We start from the raw sequence: 14671 nt of genomic DNA, 5'->3' as shown, positions 1-14671 counted from the left end.
CCGGGCGTCGATGGTGGCACGCCCTGGACGCCAAGGCCCACCGGAAACGCAATGCCAGGAGCCAGGGCTCCAAGGCGCCCAGGTTCATGCCGCCGAAAGGGCGCCTTCGGTCTCAGAGGCGTCCAGGACGGTCATCACCGCTTCGAGCAGAACCTCGACCCGCAAGGGCTTGGCCACGGCGCCGTCCATCCCCGCCAGGCTGTACTCCTGAAGCTGGTCGGTCATGACATTGGCCGTAACCGCCAGGATCGGCGTGCGCCGCAGGCCCTGTTCATGCTCCAGCGTTCGGATGGCGCGCGTCGCTTCGACGCCGTTCATCTGCGGCATCTGAATGTCCATCAGCACCAGGTCGAACCCGCCCAGCCTAAAGGCTTCCACCGCTGCGCGACCGTCCTCCACCAGCACCAGTTCGGCGCCCAAAGGCGCGAGCAGCGCGCCGAGCACCTGCCGGTTGGTCGGATTGTCCTCGGCGGCCAGAATGCGCAACGGAAGCGGTTCGATCGCAGCCTCGGCAGGGGGCGTCTCGCTGCGGGCCAGGGGGACGGTGAGGGTGAAGGTCGAGCCCTCGCCGATCTGGCTGACGGCCCGCAGGTCGCCCCCCATCAGGCCGGCCAGGTGATGGGCCATGGACAGGCCAAGCCCCGCGCCCCCGTAGCGTCGGGTCGCCGAGGCGTCGGCCTGGGCGAAGGCGTCGAACAGGCGATCCAGCTGGTCTGCGGCCATGCCGATGCCGGTGTCCTGAACGGAAATGACAATTCCGGCGTCGCCCGGCGATGGTTCAAGGCGGACCCGGACCTCGCCGCGCTCGGTGAATTTCAGACCGTTGGAGGCCAGGGCGCTGATCATCTGCGCGATCCGTGCGCCGTCGCCGCGCCAGAGGCCTTGAAGCGCCGGGGCGATCTCGACGCTGAAGGCCACGCCCTTGACGTCGGCGTCCGGGAGGAAGGGGGCGCAGGCGGCCTGGACCCGGGCCGCGAGATCGAAGTCCTGGGTTTCCAGGTCCAGCCGACCGGCCTCGATCTTGGCGATGTCCAGGACGTCGTCCAGAAGGGTCAGAAGGGTCGCGCCCGACTCGCGGATGATCGACAACCGTTCGCGCTGATCCTCGCTGAGGGGATGGCGATCCATCACCTGGGCCATGCCCAGCACCCCGTTGAGCGGCGTGCGGACCTCGTGGCTCATATTGGCGAGGAAGTCGCTCTTGGCCCGGCTGGCGGCCTCGGCCGCGTCCCGGGCGCGCGCCAGGGCCTCGGCGGCCTGGGTCTGTTCGGTGACATCATGCATCACCAGGACGAACCCGCCGTCGGGCGTGTCGCCGACCTCGATGCGAAACACGCGACCGTCAGGGGTGGGAAAGACGCCCTGGGCGACGATATCATCCAGAGCCGACCGGGAGAGGCCGGCGCCCTTGAGCCGCTTCTGAAGGGGTTCTGACGCCGCCAGGCGCTGACCCAGCCGTGTGAGCGACAGGCCCTCGTGAGGCCTCACGCCATAGAGCTCGAGCACCTGGGCGTAAGGGGCGTTCCAGAAGGTCAGCCGCTGGGCGGTGTTGAAAAAGGCCAGCGCCGAGGGCGCGCTGTCCAGGGCGCCGGCCAGGGCCCCGAGGGTCGCCCTCTGGGTCAGGCGCTCCACCAACTGGATGGCGATGGCTGCGCTCAGGATCAGGAGCACGGCGCCGCCGGTGGCCAGGGCCAGGGCCTGACGGCTGATCAGGTCGCCATCCAGGACCAGGCTGGCGTCTGGGCGCAGGATCACCGCGCCCATGGCCGTAAAGTGGAGACTGCAGATGGTCGCGGCCACCAGGAGGGGGGCGGCGTGCCGGCTGCGGGCTCGTCCCTCATCGATGAAGAAGGCCAGGCTCGCCCCTGTGATGCTGATGACGCAGGCGATTCCCGCCAGGCCGTAGTCCCAGGTCATGACGGCGGGCACACGAACGGCGGCGACCCCCATGAAGTGCATGACGGCCACCGACGCCCCGGCGATCACGCCGCCCCCCAGGGCCACAGCCAGATTGGACCGGCCGCGAACGAGGATGAAGGCGGCGGTCATGCCAAGCACTGGGGCGACCATCGAGGCCAGGGTGAGGTCGAGGCGGTAACCGATGTCCAGCATCGGCTGATAGGCCAGCATGGCCATGAAATGAGTGGCCCACACGCCCATGCCGGCCACGAACCCCGGCCCGATCATCCAGGCGGCTGGACGGCGCGCCGCGACAGCCCGGTGATAGCTGGCGAAGCCGGCCAGGGCCGAGGCGATGCAGATCGCCGCTGCGATCAGGACGAGCCAGAGATCATGCTCGTCGCGCAGGCAGGTGATGACGGCGTACATTTGACGGCTGAGCCTCCCCGCGGAGGCCTAACCCGCCGCCCCATAGGCAATCCTTAACGGCGTTCGTCGAACCGTCCCCACGGTGCGATTTGACGCAGAAGACCGGCTGAAGGGGTTCAGGCCAGGGCGGCGGTCGGGAAGACCCATCCGTCGGGATAGAGGGCGCGGCCGATGGGGGTCTGGATGGTGCAGGTCAGGCCTTCGCCGCCGAAGTCCAGGCTGACCTCGCCGCCGAGCTCGCCGGCGACCCCCTGTTCCAGGAGGCGCGAACCGAAGCCTCGCCGGCCGGGGGCCTCGACCGCCGGTCCGCCCCGCTCGCGCCAGACGATCCTCATCGCGGCGGCGGCCACATCGACCCGTGTCGAGATCTCCACCCGGCCCCCGTTGGACCACGCGCCATATTTCAGCGCATTGGTGGCCAGTTCATGCAGGGCCATGCCGAGGCTGACGGCGGTGTTGGGGGCCATGGTCAGGTCCGGCCCCTCCAGCGCGAACGGCTGGCCATAATGGTCGAGGCTGGCCTGGACCAGATCCTGGAACGAGGCGCCCTCCCAGCTGCGCTTGACCAGCAGGTTGTGGGTGGAGGAGAGCGCCATCAGCCGCTCGACGAAGGTGGCCCTGGCCGCCTCGGGCTCGGCCTCGCGACTGAGGGTCTGGACCGCGATCGACTGGACCGAGGCCAGCGTGTTCTTCACCCGGTGGTTCAGCTCGTCCAGCAGCAGCTTCTGGCGGGCCTCGTGCTCGCGCATCTCGACCATGGTGTCCATCGCCGCCCGCAGGTCGGCGAGCGCGGCGTCGCGCTCGGCGATGCGGCGCTCAAGCTCGGTGGGGGAGGGCAGGGCGATGACCCGTGGCAGAAGCGGCCAAAGGGCGAAGGCGGTGACGATCGAGACCGCCGCCGTGCTGGCCTTGATCAGGGCCTCGATCCCGTAGTCGGGATTCCAGAGGGTCCAGACCATCATGAAGTGAGTGACGCCGCACAGCATGATGAAGCCGACGAACATCCAGATCGCCCAGCTGAACTTCACATCGCGGCGATGCCAGAGGAAGACCCCCAGGGCCAGCGGGATGGAGAAGTAGGCCACGCCGATGAGGATGTCGGAGATGGCGTGGGTCCAGATCAGCTCAGGCCGCCACATCAGGCAGATGCCGTGGGGGTTCAGGGCGTTGGAATTGAAAAAGTAGGCGATCGAGTCCCGCAAGCCGTTCATTTTCCAAGCTTCTCCCCAGGGTTCGGCGAAATTCATTCGCTTTGCGGGTTCCGTCCAGCCTCTTCGCGCAGCGCGACAGGACGGCGGCTTGTCGGCGCATGTCGGTCCAGGCCGACAAGGCCCCGTCGCAGGCGGCGCCTATGCTCGCGCGGCGACGAGGAGAGAGCGGCATGCTGACGGTGTGGGGTCGGGCGGATTCATCGGCGACGGCGCGGGTCATGTGGGCGCTCGGCGAGACGGCCCTGAGCTGCAAGCGGCTCGACTGGGGCGGACGTTTCGGGGGCACGGATGACCCCGCCTACCGCGCGCTCAGCCCGCACGGCCGCATCCCGGCCATCACCCGCGACGACGGCTTCAGCCTGTGGGAATCCAACACCATCATCCGCTGGCTGGCCACCACCTGCCCCGAGGCTGGGCTTTGGCCCGCCGACGAGGCGGCGCGCTGGCAGGCGCAAGCCTGGATGGACTGGTCCGCCGCCCTGGGGCGCGTGATCGGCCCGGTCCGCACCGCCTATCGCCGCCCCATCCCCGACCCCGCCGAAATGACGAAGACCATCGCCACGGCGGCGGAGACCTTCGCTGTCCTCGACAACCAGCTGAAGGACAAGGCCTTCGTCATGGGCGACCAATTCAGCGTCGCCGACCTCGCCCTGGGCGTCATCGTCCATCGCTGGTTCCGTATCCCGGAGGCCCTGCAGCGGCCCGACCTGCCGGCTATGGAAACCTGGTACGGCCGCCTCTGCGCCCGGCCGGCCTATCAGGAACACGTGGTGGCCCGCGTCAGCGTCCGGGCCCAGACGCTTGGCATGGGCGACTGAGGCCCTTCGACCCCTCGCGGAATTTCACAGGTGTGCTAGAGCCCGTCGCATGTCGACCCCGCTCTCGCGCATCCGCAACTTTTCCATCGTGGCTCACATCGACCACGGCAAATCCACCCTGTCCGACCGGCTCATCCAGGAGACCGGCGGCCTCACCCAGCGTGAGATGAAAGAGCAGGTGCTCGACTCCATGGAGATCGAGCGCGAGCGCGGCATCACCATCAAGGCCCAGACCGTGCGCCTGAACTACAAGGCCAAGGACGGGGAGACCTATGTCCTGAACCTGATGGACACCCCCGGCCACGTGGACTTCGCCTATGAGGTCAGCCGCTCGCTGGCCGCCTGCGAGGGCTCGATCCTGGTGGTGGACTCAAGCCAGGGCGTCGAGGCCCAGACCCTGGCCAATGTCTACCAGGCCATCGACAACAACCACGAGATCGTGCCGGTCCTGAACAAGATCGACCTGCCGGCGTCCGAGCCCGAGCGGGTGCGCGAGCAGATCGAGGACGTCATCGGCATCGACGCCAGCGACGCCATCCTCTGCTCGGCCAAGACCGGGGTCGGCATCAGTGACCTGCTGGAGGCCATCGTCACCCGCCTGCCGGCGCCCAAGGGCGACCGGGAGGCGCCGCTGAAGGCCCTGCTGGTCGACGCCTGGTATGACGCCTATCTGGGCGTCATCGTGCTGGTGCGGGTCATCGACGGCACGCTGAAGGCCGGCCAGAAGGTGAAGATGATGCAGAACGGCTCCACCTATCAGGTGGACCGGATCGGCGTCTTCCTGCCGAAACAGACCGAGACCGATGAGCTTGGCCCCGGCGAGATCGGCTTCATCACCGCCCAGATCAAGGAGGTCGCCGACGCCGCCGTCGGCGACACCATCACCGACGAAAAGCGCCCCACCGCCCAAGCCCTGACCGGGTTCCGCGAGGCCCAGCCGGTGGTGTTCTGCGGCCTCTTCCCGGTGGACGCCAACGACTTCGAGGACCTGCGCGCGGCCATCGGCCGCCTGCGCCTGAACGACGCCAGCTTCTCCTATGAGATGGAGACCAGCGCCGCGCTCGGCTTCGGCTTCCGCTGCGGGTTCTTAGGTCTGCTGCATCTGGAGATCATCCAGGAGCGGCTGAGCCGCGAGTTCGACCTCGACCTGATCGCCACCGCGCCCAGCGTGGTCTATCGCGTGCAGCTGACCAATGGCGAGGAGATGGAGCTCCATAATCCCGCCGACCTGCCCGATCCCGTGCGCATCGACACCATCGCCGAGCCCTGGATCAAGGCCACCATCCTGACGCCCGACGAGCATCTGGGCTCGATCATCAAGCTCTGCCAGGACCGCCGCGGCGAGCAGCGCGAGCTGTCCTATGTCGGCTCCCGGGCGCTCGTGGTCTACGACCTGCCCCTGAACGAGGTGGTGTTCGACTTCTACGATCGGCTGAAGTCCATCTCCAAGGGCTACGCCTCCTTCGACTATTCGATCGAGGAGTATCGGGTGGGCGACCTGGTGAAGATGTCGATCCTGGTCAACGCCGAGCCGGTGGACGCGCTCTCCATGCTGGTCCACCGCAACCGCGCCGAGATGCGCGGCCGGGCCATGGTCGAGCGGATGAAGGATCTGATCCCGCCGCACATGTTCCAGATCCCGATCCAGGCGGCCATCGGCGGCCGGATCATCGCCCGCGAGACCATCCGCGCCCTGCGCAAGGACGTTACGGCCAAGTGCTACGGCGGCGACGCCAGCCGCAAGCGCAAGCTTCTGGACAAGCAGAAGGCCGGCAAGAAGCGCATGCGTCAGTTCGGCAAGGTCGAGATCCCGCAGGAAGCCTTCATCGCCGCGCTGAAGATGGACGCCGATTAGGCCTGTTCTAGGGGGCGAACCGGAATGACCGACCTGTCGCGCCCGACGTCCTCCGCCTCTCAGTCCGCGCCGTCGGGACGCCTGCGCATCGCCATCGCCCAGACGGAGGTGGCGTTCGACGCGCGGGTGAACGGTCCCCGGATTCGCGCGCAGATGCGCGAGGCCGCCGCCGCTGGCGCACGGCTCATCCAGTTCACCGAAGGCGCCATGTCTGGCTACCCTTCCGGGCCGGGAAAACAGGCGCTGACCGGATGGGATATTGACTGGCCGGCGTTGCGGGCCGAGTTGGAGGAGACGGCCGCCCTGGCGGCGGACCTCTCACTCTGGACCATCATCGGGGCCGCCCATCGGCTCACGCCGCCACACCGGCCGCACAACAGCCTCTATGTGATCTCCGACCGGGGTGAGATCGCAGGCCGCTATGACAAGCGCCTGCTGTCTTATTCGGAGGTGACGGAGTGGTATGCGCCCGGGCTGCGGCCACTGGTCTTCGAGGTGGACGGCTTCCGCCTCGCCTGCCTTCTTTGCATCGAAATCCAGTTTCCCGAACTCTTCGTCGAGTGCGCGCGGGCCGGGGCGGACCTCGTCCTGCTGTCGACCTTTTCACGGGACCCGATGTTCGCGATCCAGGCCCAGGGACATGCGGCCTGCGGAGCCTTCTGGCTCGGGTTCTCCGTGCCGGCGCAGTACAGCGACGCGGCGCCAGCCGGCTTGGTCGGACCAGACGGGCGATGGATCTCCCAGGCGCCGGGGGACGGCCAGGCATCGCTGGTGATCGCTGATCTGGACAGGATGGACGAGGCACTTCAGGTCGCTTTGCGACACGCGCGGCGCTGGCGGGAGACAGCGCGGACAGGCGAGCTGCATCAGGCAGCGCAGGTGGAGGACGCCCGCAGTCTCGCCACCCACCGGTTCTGATCCGAGCGCAGCAGCTTCGCTTTCAATCCTTCCAAGTCGCCGCGCTCTCCGGCGCTTTCGCCGGGGGCCTTGCCTCGGCGAAGGGAGCGTACTTGGCGCGGGCTTCGGCGACGCGGCGGGCCATGTCTTCGGCGACGTCGGGGTGGCGCGATAGCAAAGAATAGGTCTCGCCGGGATCGACGCTGAGGTCGAACAGCAGCGGGTAGCGGTGCTGGTCCAGCGGGATGTCCATGGTCCGGTAGTAGGACCGCACCACATATTTCCAGCGGGGCGTACGCACGGCCGCCACGTGCAGGTTGTCGAACAGGATCACCTGGTCGTGCGGCGAGGCTTCGCCCCTCAGCAGGACGCCTGAGAGATCGGCGCCGTCGATTCCCTCGGTCGGCGCCTCAAGGCCCGCCATGGCCGCGATGGTCGGCAGCAGGTCGAGATTGCTGGCCAGGGCGTCGGACACCGTGCCGGCGGGGATCGTGCCCGGCCGCCAGGCGATGAAGGGCACGCGATAGCCGCCCTCCCAGGCCGCCCCGCCCTTGCGGTCGCGGAAGGGGCCGGTGGAGCCCTCGAACCACGGGCCGTTGTCGGAGGTGAAGACCACCATCGTGTCCTCGGCCAGGCCGAGGTCTTCCAGCCTGCGCAGCAGGCGGCCCACCTGGGCGTCGACCTCCTCGACCACCTCGCCATAGTCGCCGGCCGGGGAGCCCATCGGATCGTCGGGATTGGGGCGCAGGGGCACGTGCGGCGCGGTCAGGGCCAGCAGGATGAAGAAGGGCTCCTCCCGATGGGCCTCGACGAAGGCTGTGGTCTCCTCGAAGAAGTGCTGGGTCAGCTTGGCGAAGTCGGCCTTGGACTCGCTCATCGGCGTCTGCCCCTCGCCGTCATAGAGGGTGAGCGGGCGCATATCGTGGCTGTAGGGCAGGCCCATGAAGCGGTCGAAGCCGAACCGCTGCGGTGGCCAATGGGGCGAGACGTGCCCCAGGTGCCACTTGCCGATGAGAGCCGTGGCGTAGTCGGGCTTCAGCAGGCGCGGAATGGTCGGCGCTTCCGGGGGTAGGCCGTTGGTGTCAGCCGGCTGGATCACCTCGCGCGCCAGGCCGTGGCGGATGGCGTAGCCGCCGGTGAGCAGGCCGGCCCGTGACGGGGTGCAGACATTGGCCGAGGCGTAGAAGTCGGTCAGCCGCACGCCCTCGGCGGCCATCCGGTCGAGCTGCGGCGTGCGGATCAGCGTCCCGCCGTCGCAGCCGATATCCCCGTAGCCGAGATCGTCGGCCAGGATGACGATGACGTTGGGCTTGCGCGGCATGGCTGTTTCTCCTGGGCGGTGAGGCCCCGCCAGCCGAGGGCGCCAGACGCGGCGGGTCAAGTCCTGGCGCTGGAACAGGGAACCAGATCGATTCCCTCGCGTCATTGCCGGTATGACCCAGCTTCCCAACACTCGCCCCGCCCGCGGGGCCCGCTACGCCAGCGTGGCCCTTGCGCCCCTTTTCGCCGCCTTGGCCCTCGCCGCCTGCTCGGATCCCGCCGGAGAGGCGCAGCCGCCAGAGGCGCCGGCCCCCACCGCGCCTGTGGCGCCGGAAAACATGCCGCCGGCGTCGCCCCCGAGCGCTGGGGCAGGCGAGACGGTGGGCGGCGATGGTTCGCCCATTGTGCTCAACGGGCTGACAAGCGCCGAGATCGACGCGGCCGGGCTGTCGGGGGAACTGGCCTGCGCCTTTGTCGGCGAGGGAGACCAGATCCTGCTGCACGCCACAGGCGTGGTGGCGTCCTCCGACCCCGCCCAGGGCGTGGTCAAGGTCGGCGACTATGTGGAGCGCGTCGGTGCGCCCGGCGGCTTTGACGGCATGTTGCGCGGCGCGAGCTTCGCCGGCCAGGGCAAGACCGTCCTCATCGAGGTGACGGGCGCGCCCATCGGCAGCGGGGAATCTCCGCCCAACCCGGCCACGCTCACCTATCAGCGCGCCGACGGCGCCAGCCGCGTCTTCAACGGCCTGTGGAACTGCGGCCCCTAGACGCGCCAGGGGCCGCTTCGGTCGTCCCGCCTAGCTCAGTCGGACTTCCCCGACCTTGTCGGCGTAGTCCTGCTTGGGATCACGGCCCAGCATGACCTTGATGCCAGCGAACAGGCTGTGTTCGTTCAGCCAGATCTGCGCGCGCTCCGGCTCGAACCGCAGCAGTTGCAGCTTCGGATCGTCCTTGCCGCCCTCGTACCAGGCGGCGACGAAGGGGTTCCACAGGCGCTCGATGGTGTCGCGGTCATTGTCGGGGATCAGCCGGCCGTGGACGGTCGCGAACAGCTCATGGTCCTTGGATGCGAAGTGGGCCATGGCCCGATGGCCAGTCCCTGTGGCCTGCACCAGATCCACGCCCTTGGCGCTGAAGATCCAGATGGGACCGCCCCGGTCGCCCTCGATCTGGGCGGTCATCGGCTGGCTGTGGCCCTCTTCGACGTCGGTCAGGCCGAGCATGAGGGTGCGATCGGACTTGAGGGCTTTCCAGAACTTGGCTTCGAGTTCGGCGAGGTCCGCCATGGCGGGGCTCCTTCGGGTTTGGGGCTGTTGTCCCTTGCCGAACGAAGCCGAAACGCCCTCGTTCCCTAGCTACCCCGCACCTGCGCGCCGATGGCCGCCAGATCCTCCGCCGTCCCGAAGGCGGCCGCCTCGCCTTCGCCGCGCAGGGCGTAGCTGGGCGGGACCATTTCCGGCCCCTCGCCCGGCGGCAGCGGCGGGGTGTAATAGCCCAGGGCGTAGCCGCCCAGCGCATAGCCCAGCAGGTCCTGGAGATCCTGGGGCAGGGTGCGGGCGATCTCCGGCGGACAGGACAGGTACTGGTTCTCCTCCTGCCGTAGCCAGCCGAGCGCGTAGGTGATGTTAAGCCCCCAGCGGTCCTCGCCGCCCAGATGCGCGCCGCCGCCATGGAAGACGCTGCCCGTATAGACCAGCACCGAACCGGCCTGCATGACGGCCCGGGTGATCTCATGGCCCTGCGGCCGCCGGTCGTCCGGCCAGGTCTGCGAGCCCGGAACCACCTGGGTGGCGCCATTTTCGGCGGTGAAGTCGGTCAGCGCCCAGATGGTGTTGAGCTGGGGTTCGATCCCCTTGAGGTGCGCGCCCCAGGCCCAGCGGTCGCGGTGGATCGGCTGGGCGCCCTGGCCCTCCATGATGCGGATGAGCTGGGTGAGGTGCAGACGCCAGCGCTCACAGTTGGGCTTAAGCAGATGGGCGCACAGCGCCTGGATCTGCGGGTGCGTCACCAGGGGGCGGCAGGCCGGGGCGCGGGCCACCAGGGCGCCGGTGCGGGTGGTGCGCACGCCGGTGAATCCGTCCCCGCCAACGGGCGTGGCCTCGACAAAGGGCGCAAGCTCGGCCCTGAGCGTGGTCAGCATGTCCGGCGCCATGGCGTTGTCGAGAATGAGCGCGCCGTCGCGGTCGAGGACTGTGGCGATGGCGTCCGTGGGCGCATCGGCCGGCAGATGGGTCAGATCGACCATGGTTTCCTTCCGGTGGGGCCGCGATCCTTAGGGCCTGCCGCGCCCCAGCGACGGCCCCTTGGCGCCAGCATGCTCGCGCCGGGGATCTGGGCCAAGCGGTTGTCCGGCGCGGGCCAAGCGGGCAAAGTCGGGTTTCCGACAATTCCATCCTGGGAGGGCGCGATGGCCTACAAATTCGAGATCTTCAAGGACAAGGCGGGCGAGTTCCGCGTGCGCTTCCGCGCCTCCAACGGCGAGGTCATGTTCTCGTCCGAGGGCTATGCGTCCAAGGCGAGCGCCAAGAACATGATCGAGTCGATCAAGAAGAACGCCCCTGACGCCGAGGTGCAGGACGACAGCGCGGGCTGAGCCTGCCCCATTTCCATTGATCCCGGCCTGCGGCGTCGCTTAGATCGCGTCGCAAGCTGGGCCAGGGGGTCCAGCGCTCCGGAGACCTGAATCTGATGCGCAAGGTGCTGATCCTGGCCGCCGCGGCGGCCACCCTGATGGTGTCGGCCTGCAACACCGTGGCCGGCGTCGGCCGCGACATGGAAGCCGCAGGCTCGGCGGTGAAGAGCACGGCCGAAGACATCAAGCGCTAGAGGTAAGCCGGCGCGCGCGGCGCGGCTCAATTCCGTGCGACGGCGCGCCGCTCTTTCCCTGGGCTGGCGGAGGGCTCATATGGAGCTCATGACCCAGGCCCCGCGTCCCAGCTTCATCACCGCCCTGAAGCGTGGCCTGAAGGGCCGCTGTCCCGCCTGTGGCGATGGCCTCCTCTTCTGGCGCTATCTGAAGGTCGAGCCCGCCTGCACGGCCTGCGGCCATGACCTGGCCCAGTATCCGGCCGACGATGGGCCGGCCTATTTCACCATCCTGATCGTGGGCCATCTGATCGTGGCCCCGATCCTCTTGTTCCCCTTCATCTGGCAGGCGCCGCTCTGGGTGGTGATCCCCGCGACCCTTCTGCCCCTGGCGGGTCTCACCCTTCTGCTGCTGCCCCGGATCAAGGGCGCCTTCATCGGGGGACTCTATGCGCTGGGGGTGAAGGAGGCCGACGCCCACCTCCATAGCGCCGACGCTGCAGACTAGGCAGAAGCCCGGCGCCCGCCCTCCCTGGGCGCCCCAGAAGGTCCGCCGCCGGAACCTGCGCCTTTAGAGCTCGTTCTGTGGTCAAGGCTGGGCGGACCACGGGGTTCGCGCCTTGGGAGAGCAACCATGTCGCTTGGCACAATCCTTCTGATCATCCTCATTCTGGCGCTGATCGGCGCCCTGCCCACCTGGGGCCACAGCCGCAGCTGGGGCTACTTCCCGTCGGGCGGCCTCGGCCTGATCCTGGTGATCGTGCTGATCCTGGTTCTGATGGGTCGAATCTAGCCCGCGCTCCATATCGCCGCTGGCGGAGGCTCGATTGAGGGCTTCCGCTGGCGTGCGGACCTCCCTAGCATCGCGCGAACGATAAGACGCACCGGGGGGCGGCGGACATGACGGCGACGGAAACAGGCGCAGACTCACAGGCGCCGCCCGGACTTCTGGTTCCTGGCCTCACCCCCATCCAGCGATTCAAGGCCATCGCCGGCGGATCGGCGGGCAACCTCGTCGAATGGTACGACTGGTTCGCCTATTCGTCCTTCGCCCTCTATTTCGCGCCGCATTTCTTCCCTTCGGGCGATCCCACCTCGCAGCTTCTGCAGGCCGCGGCGGTCTTCGCCATCGGCTTCCTGGCGCGTCCAGTCGGGGCGTGGCTGATGGGCCTCTATGCCGATCGGGCCGGGCGCAAGGCGGCGCTGACCCTGGCCGTCGCCATGATGTGCGCGGGCTCGCTGGTGATCGCCATCATCCCGGATTACGAGATGATCGGCGTGGCGGCGCCTGCGATCCTGCTGTTCGCCCGTCTGCTGCAAGGCCTGTCTGTGGGCGGCGAATACGGCGCCAGCGCCACCTATCTCTCGGAAATGGCCGGCAAGCAGCGCCGAGGCTTCTGGTCCAGCTTCCAGTTCGTCACCCTGATTTCCGGTCAGCTGCTGGCCTTGGGCATACTGATGCTCCTGCAGCGGATCATGCCGACCGAGGCGCTGGAGTCCTGGGGCTGGCGTATCCCCTTCGTCATCGGCGCCCTGCTGGCGGTGGTGGTGTTCTGGATTCGCCGGGGCCTGGAGGAGAGCGCCTCGTTCAAGAACGCCCAGGCGTCCGGCGCCGAGCGGGCGCGGACCATGATGCTGTTCACCCACCACCCGTGGGAGACCACGGCCATCTTCCTGCTGACGGCCGGCGGGTCGCTCGCCTTCTATGCCTATACGACCTACATGCAGAAGTTCCTGGTCAACACCACGGGCTTCAGCAAGGAGACGGCGACCAACATCACGGCCGCCGCCCTGGTGGTCTATCTGTTCATCCTGCCCCTGTTTGGCTGGCTGTCGGACAAGTGGGGGCGGCGCACCAACCTGGCTTTCACCTTCGGGGCCGGGATGCTGCTGACCTATCCGATCATGACCACCATGGCCGGGGTCACCGAGCCGCTGATCGCCTTCGCCCTGATGGTGGTGCTGATCGTGATCATCGCCGGCTACACCTCGGTCAGCGCCGTGACCAAGGCCGAGCTCTTCCCCGCCCATGTGCGGGCGCTCGGGGTGGCGCTGCCCTACGCCATGGCCAACGCCGTATTCGGCGGCACGGCTGAAGCGGTGGCCCTGGGCTTCAAGGGGCAAGGGGTAGAAAGCGCCTTCTATATCTACGTGTCGGCGATCATGGGGGTGGCGCTGATCACCTCGCTGCTGCTGCGCGACAGCCGCCGTCACAGCCGCATTCTGGAGGACTAGGGACAACCCGCCGATGTTTGGCCTGCAGCTCTCCACCCTGGACACCGTGGCGCTCGCGATCTTCGCGGTCGCCTGGCTGGCCTATGAGCCGCTGGTCAAGGCGGCGCTGGGCCGTCGCCACATGATCAATCTCGACATGGCGGTGATCCGATCGGCGTGGATGGGCAACATGGCCCGGCGCGAGAGCCGGCTGATGGACAGCCAACTGCTTGGACACACGATCAACTCGGCCTCCTTCTTCGCCTCATCCAACCTGATCCTGATCGCTGGCGCGTCCGGGGTGCTGTTTGGCGGCGAGTCGGCCTTCCGCAGCGCGTCCAGCCTGATGGTCATCGAAACCTCGACCCGCCTGCTGTTCGAGGTGCAGGTGGCGCTGGTGCTGGTCACCCTGGCCCGGGGGCTGCTGGACTTCATCTGGGCGATCCGCCAGCTCAACTACACCATCGCGGTGATCGGGGCGGCGCCGGATGAGGCGGTGGGGCTGGCCGGCGTCTATGGCTCGGCGGCGGGGCGGCTGCTGAACCCGGCGCTATCGGCGTTCAACGCCGGGGTCCGCGGCTATTATTTCGCCCTGGCCGCGGCCAGCTGGATCTTCGGCTCGACGGCCTTCATCATCGCGACCCTCAGCGCCGTGGCCCTGCTGATCTGGCGCCAGCGCAGCTCGGCCGCCGCCCACGCCATCGCCGATATCCGCACGTTGCTGGAAACCGCGCCGACCCCGAGCGGCGGTTCCACCAAGGCCGTCGAGGACACGCCCTCGGCCTGAGCGCTGTCAGCGAGCCTTGACCAGCAGGGTGCGCAGGTTGAGCGGGCCTGGCCCCCGCACCAGCATGTCCAGGCCGATCAGGACCAGCAGGACTGCGGGCATGGCGGCCTCCAGCCCGGCGGCGCCATAGACAGACGCCGCGGTGACGCCGAACAGGACAGCGCAGACCAGTCCAGCCCAGCGGGTCACCATGCCGACGATAAAGGCCAGGCCGCATGCGATCTGCGCGTAGACGGCGACCCGCACGGCGAAGCCGGCCGCAGGCGCTCCCTGCGCGGCCACCGTCTCGGTGAGGGCCGCCAGGATGGCGGGCGTCGTGACCGCATCCCAGACGCTCGCCAGCAGATAGGCGCCAACCACCAGCCGGGTCAGCAGCCGCACCCAGGGCTCAAGCCCCCCCAGCCACGACAGGTTCAGCCAAGAGGGCCAAGGCGGCGTCCACGGGACGGGGTCTCTAAGCTCAGGCACGGCCAGCCACCACCCAGGAGTCGTTGAG

At 68.4% G+C, this 14671-nt stretch carries 16 protein-coding genes; 10 read left to right on the top strand and 6 right to left on the bottom strand.

What is annotated here, in order from left to right:
- Positions 1–84: 84 nt before the first annotated feature.
- Positions 85–2328: an ATP-binding protein gene (locus Q8L83_RS12410; protein WP_305287371.1), complete on the bottom strand. Its 2244-nt coding sequence runs from the start codon at positions 2326–2328 to the stop codon at positions 85–87.
- Between the two features lie 116 nt (positions 2329–2444).
- Complete coding sequence (locus Q8L83_RS12405) at positions 2445–3539, bottom strand: sensor histidine kinase (protein ID WP_305287369.1); 1095 nt, start codon at positions 3537–3539, stop codon at positions 2445–2447.
- Between the two features lie 170 nt (positions 3540–3709).
- Here Q8L83_RS12405 and Q8L83_RS12400 point away from each other — a divergent pair, with 170 nt between their 5' ends.
- From Q8L83_RS12400 to Q8L83_RS12390, 3 genes are read left to right on the top strand one after another with little or no spacing between them, the layout of a single operon-like run.
- On the top strand, positions 3710–4357 hold the full coding sequence (locus Q8L83_RS12400; protein WP_305287368.1) for a glutathione S-transferase family protein: 648 nt from the start codon (positions 3710–3712) through the stop codon (positions 4355–4357).
- 49 nt (positions 4358–4406) lie between these two features.
- Positions 4407–6212 (top strand): translation elongation factor 4, encoded by a 1806-nt coding sequence (gene lepA, locus Q8L83_RS12395; protein WP_305287366.1) that lies wholly within the window; start codon positions 4407–4409, stop codon positions 6210–6212.
- 24 nt (positions 6213–6236) lie between these two features.
- On the top strand, positions 6237–7130 hold the full coding sequence (locus Q8L83_RS12390; RefSeq protein WP_305287364.1) for a carbon-nitrogen hydrolase family protein: 894 nt from the start codon (positions 6237–6239) through the stop codon (positions 7128–7130).
- 22 nt (positions 7131–7152) lie between these two features.
- On the opposite strand, the gene Q8L83_RS12385 is transcribed toward Q8L83_RS12390, so the two are convergent.
- Positions 7153–8430, bottom strand: a complete 1278-nt coding sequence (locus Q8L83_RS12385; RefSeq protein ID WP_305287362.1) for a sulfatase — start codon at positions 8428–8430, stop codon at positions 7153–7155.
- Between the two features lie 112 nt (positions 8431–8542).
- Here Q8L83_RS12385 and Q8L83_RS12380 point away from each other — a divergent pair, with 112 nt between their 5' ends.
- Positions 8543–9136 (top strand): hypothetical protein, encoded by a 594-nt coding sequence (locus Q8L83_RS12380; RefSeq protein ID WP_305287360.1) that lies wholly within the window; start codon positions 8543–8545, stop codon positions 9134–9136.
- 30 nt (positions 9137–9166) lie between these two features.
- On the opposite strand, the gene Q8L83_RS12375 is transcribed toward Q8L83_RS12380, so the two are convergent.
- Positions 9167–9655, bottom strand: coding sequence for a pyridoxamine 5'-phosphate oxidase family protein (locus tag Q8L83_RS12375; RefSeq protein ID WP_305287358.1), 489 nt, complete (start codon positions 9653–9655; stop codon positions 9167–9169).
- A gap of 65 nt (positions 9656–9720) precedes the next feature.
- The gene (locus Q8L83_RS12370; protein WP_305287357.1) at positions 9721–10614 is read right to left on the bottom strand and encodes a phytanoyl-CoA dioxygenase family protein; all 894 of its coding nucleotides are present in this window, start codon (positions 10612–10614) and stop codon (positions 9721–9723) included.
- Between the two features lie 162 nt (positions 10615–10776).
- Here Q8L83_RS12370 and Q8L83_RS12365 point away from each other — a divergent pair, with 162 nt between their 5' ends.
- From Q8L83_RS12365 to Q8L83_RS12340, 6 genes are all read left to right on the top strand, one after another.
- Positions 10777–10962, top strand: coding sequence for a YegP family protein (locus tag Q8L83_RS12365; protein ID WP_305287355.1), 186 nt, complete (start codon positions 10777–10779; stop codon positions 10960–10962).
- Positions 10963–11057: 95 nt separating this feature from the next.
- Entirely contained in the window at positions 11058–11195 is a 138-nt protein-coding gene (locus tag Q8L83_RS12360; protein WP_300574669.1) for an entericidin A/B family lipoprotein, read from the top strand.
- A gap of 79 nt (positions 11196–11274) precedes the next feature.
- Positions 11275–11682: a DUF983 domain-containing protein gene (locus tag Q8L83_RS12355; RefSeq protein WP_305287352.1), complete on the top strand. Its 408-nt coding sequence runs from the start codon at positions 11275–11277 to the stop codon at positions 11680–11682.
- Between the two features lie 126 nt (positions 11683–11808).
- Positions 11809–11967, top strand: a complete 159-nt coding sequence (locus Q8L83_RS12350; RefSeq protein ID WP_305287350.1) for a DUF3309 family protein — start codon at positions 11809–11811, stop codon at positions 11965–11967.
- 107 nt (positions 11968–12074) lie between these two features.
- Positions 12075–13409, top strand: coding sequence for an MFS transporter (locus tag Q8L83_RS12345; protein ID WP_305287348.1), 1335 nt, complete (start codon positions 12075–12077; stop codon positions 13407–13409).
- 13 nt (positions 13410–13422) lie between these two features.
- On the top strand, positions 13423–14175 hold the full coding sequence (locus tag Q8L83_RS12340) for a DUF599 domain-containing protein (RefSeq protein WP_305287346.1): 753 nt from the start codon (positions 13423–13425) through the stop codon (positions 14173–14175).
- A 6-nt stretch (positions 14176–14181) separates the two neighbouring features.
- Here Q8L83_RS12340 and Q8L83_RS12335 read toward each other — a convergent pair whose 3' ends face one another.
- On the bottom strand, positions 14182–14556 hold the full coding sequence (locus Q8L83_RS12335) for a DoxX family protein (RefSeq protein WP_305287344.1): 375 nt from the start codon (positions 14554–14556) through the stop codon (positions 14182–14184).
- Between the last annotated feature and the right edge of the window lie 115 nt (positions 14557–14671).

Origin of the sequence: Phenylobacterium sp. (assembly GCF_030680185.1) — a bacterium.
Taxonomy (GTDB): Bacteria; Pseudomonadota; Alphaproteobacteria; order Caulobacterales; family Caulobacteraceae; genus Phenylobacterium.
Note: the sequence above shows the minus strand (reverse complement) of the source record. Positions and strands in the feature narration are given on the sequence as shown.

What these genes read in the sequence shown, in the direction of transcription:
- Q8L83_RS12365 (WP_305287355.1), top strand. Translation starts at nt 10,777, where the DNA reads ATGGCCTACAAATTCGAGATCTTCAAGGACAAGGCGGGCGAGTTCCGC.
- Q8L83_RS12375 (WP_305287358.1), bottom strand. Translation starts at nt 9,655, where the DNA reads ATGGCGGACCTCGCCGAACTCGAAGCCAAGTTCTGGAAAGCCCTCAAG.
- Q8L83_RS12350 (WP_305287350.1), top strand. Translation starts at nt 11,809, where the DNA reads ATGTCGCTTGGCACAATCCTTCTGATCATCCTCATTCTGGCGCTGATC.
- Q8L83_RS12345 (WP_305287348.1), top strand. Translation starts at nt 12,075, where the DNA reads ATGACGGCGACGGAAACAGGCGCAGACTCACAGGCGCCGCCCGGACTT.
- lepA (WP_305287366.1), top strand. Translation starts at nt 4,407, where the DNA reads ATGTCGACCCCGCTCTCGCGCATCCGCAACTTTTCCATCGTGGCTCAC.
- Q8L83_RS12405 (WP_305287369.1), bottom strand. Translation starts at nt 3,539, where the DNA reads ATGAACGGCTTGCGGGACTCGATCGCCTACTTTTTCAATTCCAACGCC.
- Q8L83_RS12400 (WP_305287368.1), top strand. Translation starts at nt 3,710, where the DNA reads ATGCTGACGGTGTGGGGTCGGGCGGATTCATCGGCGACGGCGCGGGTC.
- Q8L83_RS12410 (WP_305287371.1), bottom strand. Translation starts at nt 2,328, where the DNA reads ATGTACGCCGTCATCACCTGCCTGCGCGACGAGCATGATCTCTGGCTC.
- Q8L83_RS12360 (WP_300574669.1), top strand. Translation starts at nt 11,058, where the DNA reads ATGCGCAAGGTGCTGATCCTGGCCGCCGCGGCGGCCACCCTGATGGTG.
- Q8L83_RS12385 (WP_305287362.1), bottom strand. Translation starts at nt 8,430, where the DNA reads ATGCCGCGCAAGCCCAACGTCATCGTCATCCTGGCCGACGATCTCGGC.
- Q8L83_RS12390 (WP_305287364.1), top strand. Translation starts at nt 6,237, where the DNA reads ATGACCGACCTGTCGCGCCCGACGTCCTCCGCCTCTCAGTCCGCGCCG.
- Q8L83_RS12355 (WP_305287352.1), top strand. Translation starts at nt 11,275, where the DNA reads ATGGAGCTCATGACCCAGGCCCCGCGTCCCAGCTTCATCACCGCCCTG.
- Q8L83_RS12380 (WP_305287360.1), top strand. Translation starts at nt 8,543, where the DNA reads ATGACCCAGCTTCCCAACACTCGCCCCGCCCGCGGGGCCCGCTACGCC.
- Q8L83_RS12340 (WP_305287346.1), top strand. Translation starts at nt 13,423, where the DNA reads ATGTTTGGCCTGCAGCTCTCCACCCTGGACACCGTGGCGCTCGCGATC.
- Q8L83_RS12370 (WP_305287357.1), bottom strand. Translation starts at nt 10,614, where the DNA reads ATGGTCGATCTGACCCATCTGCCGGCCGATGCGCCCACGGACGCCATC.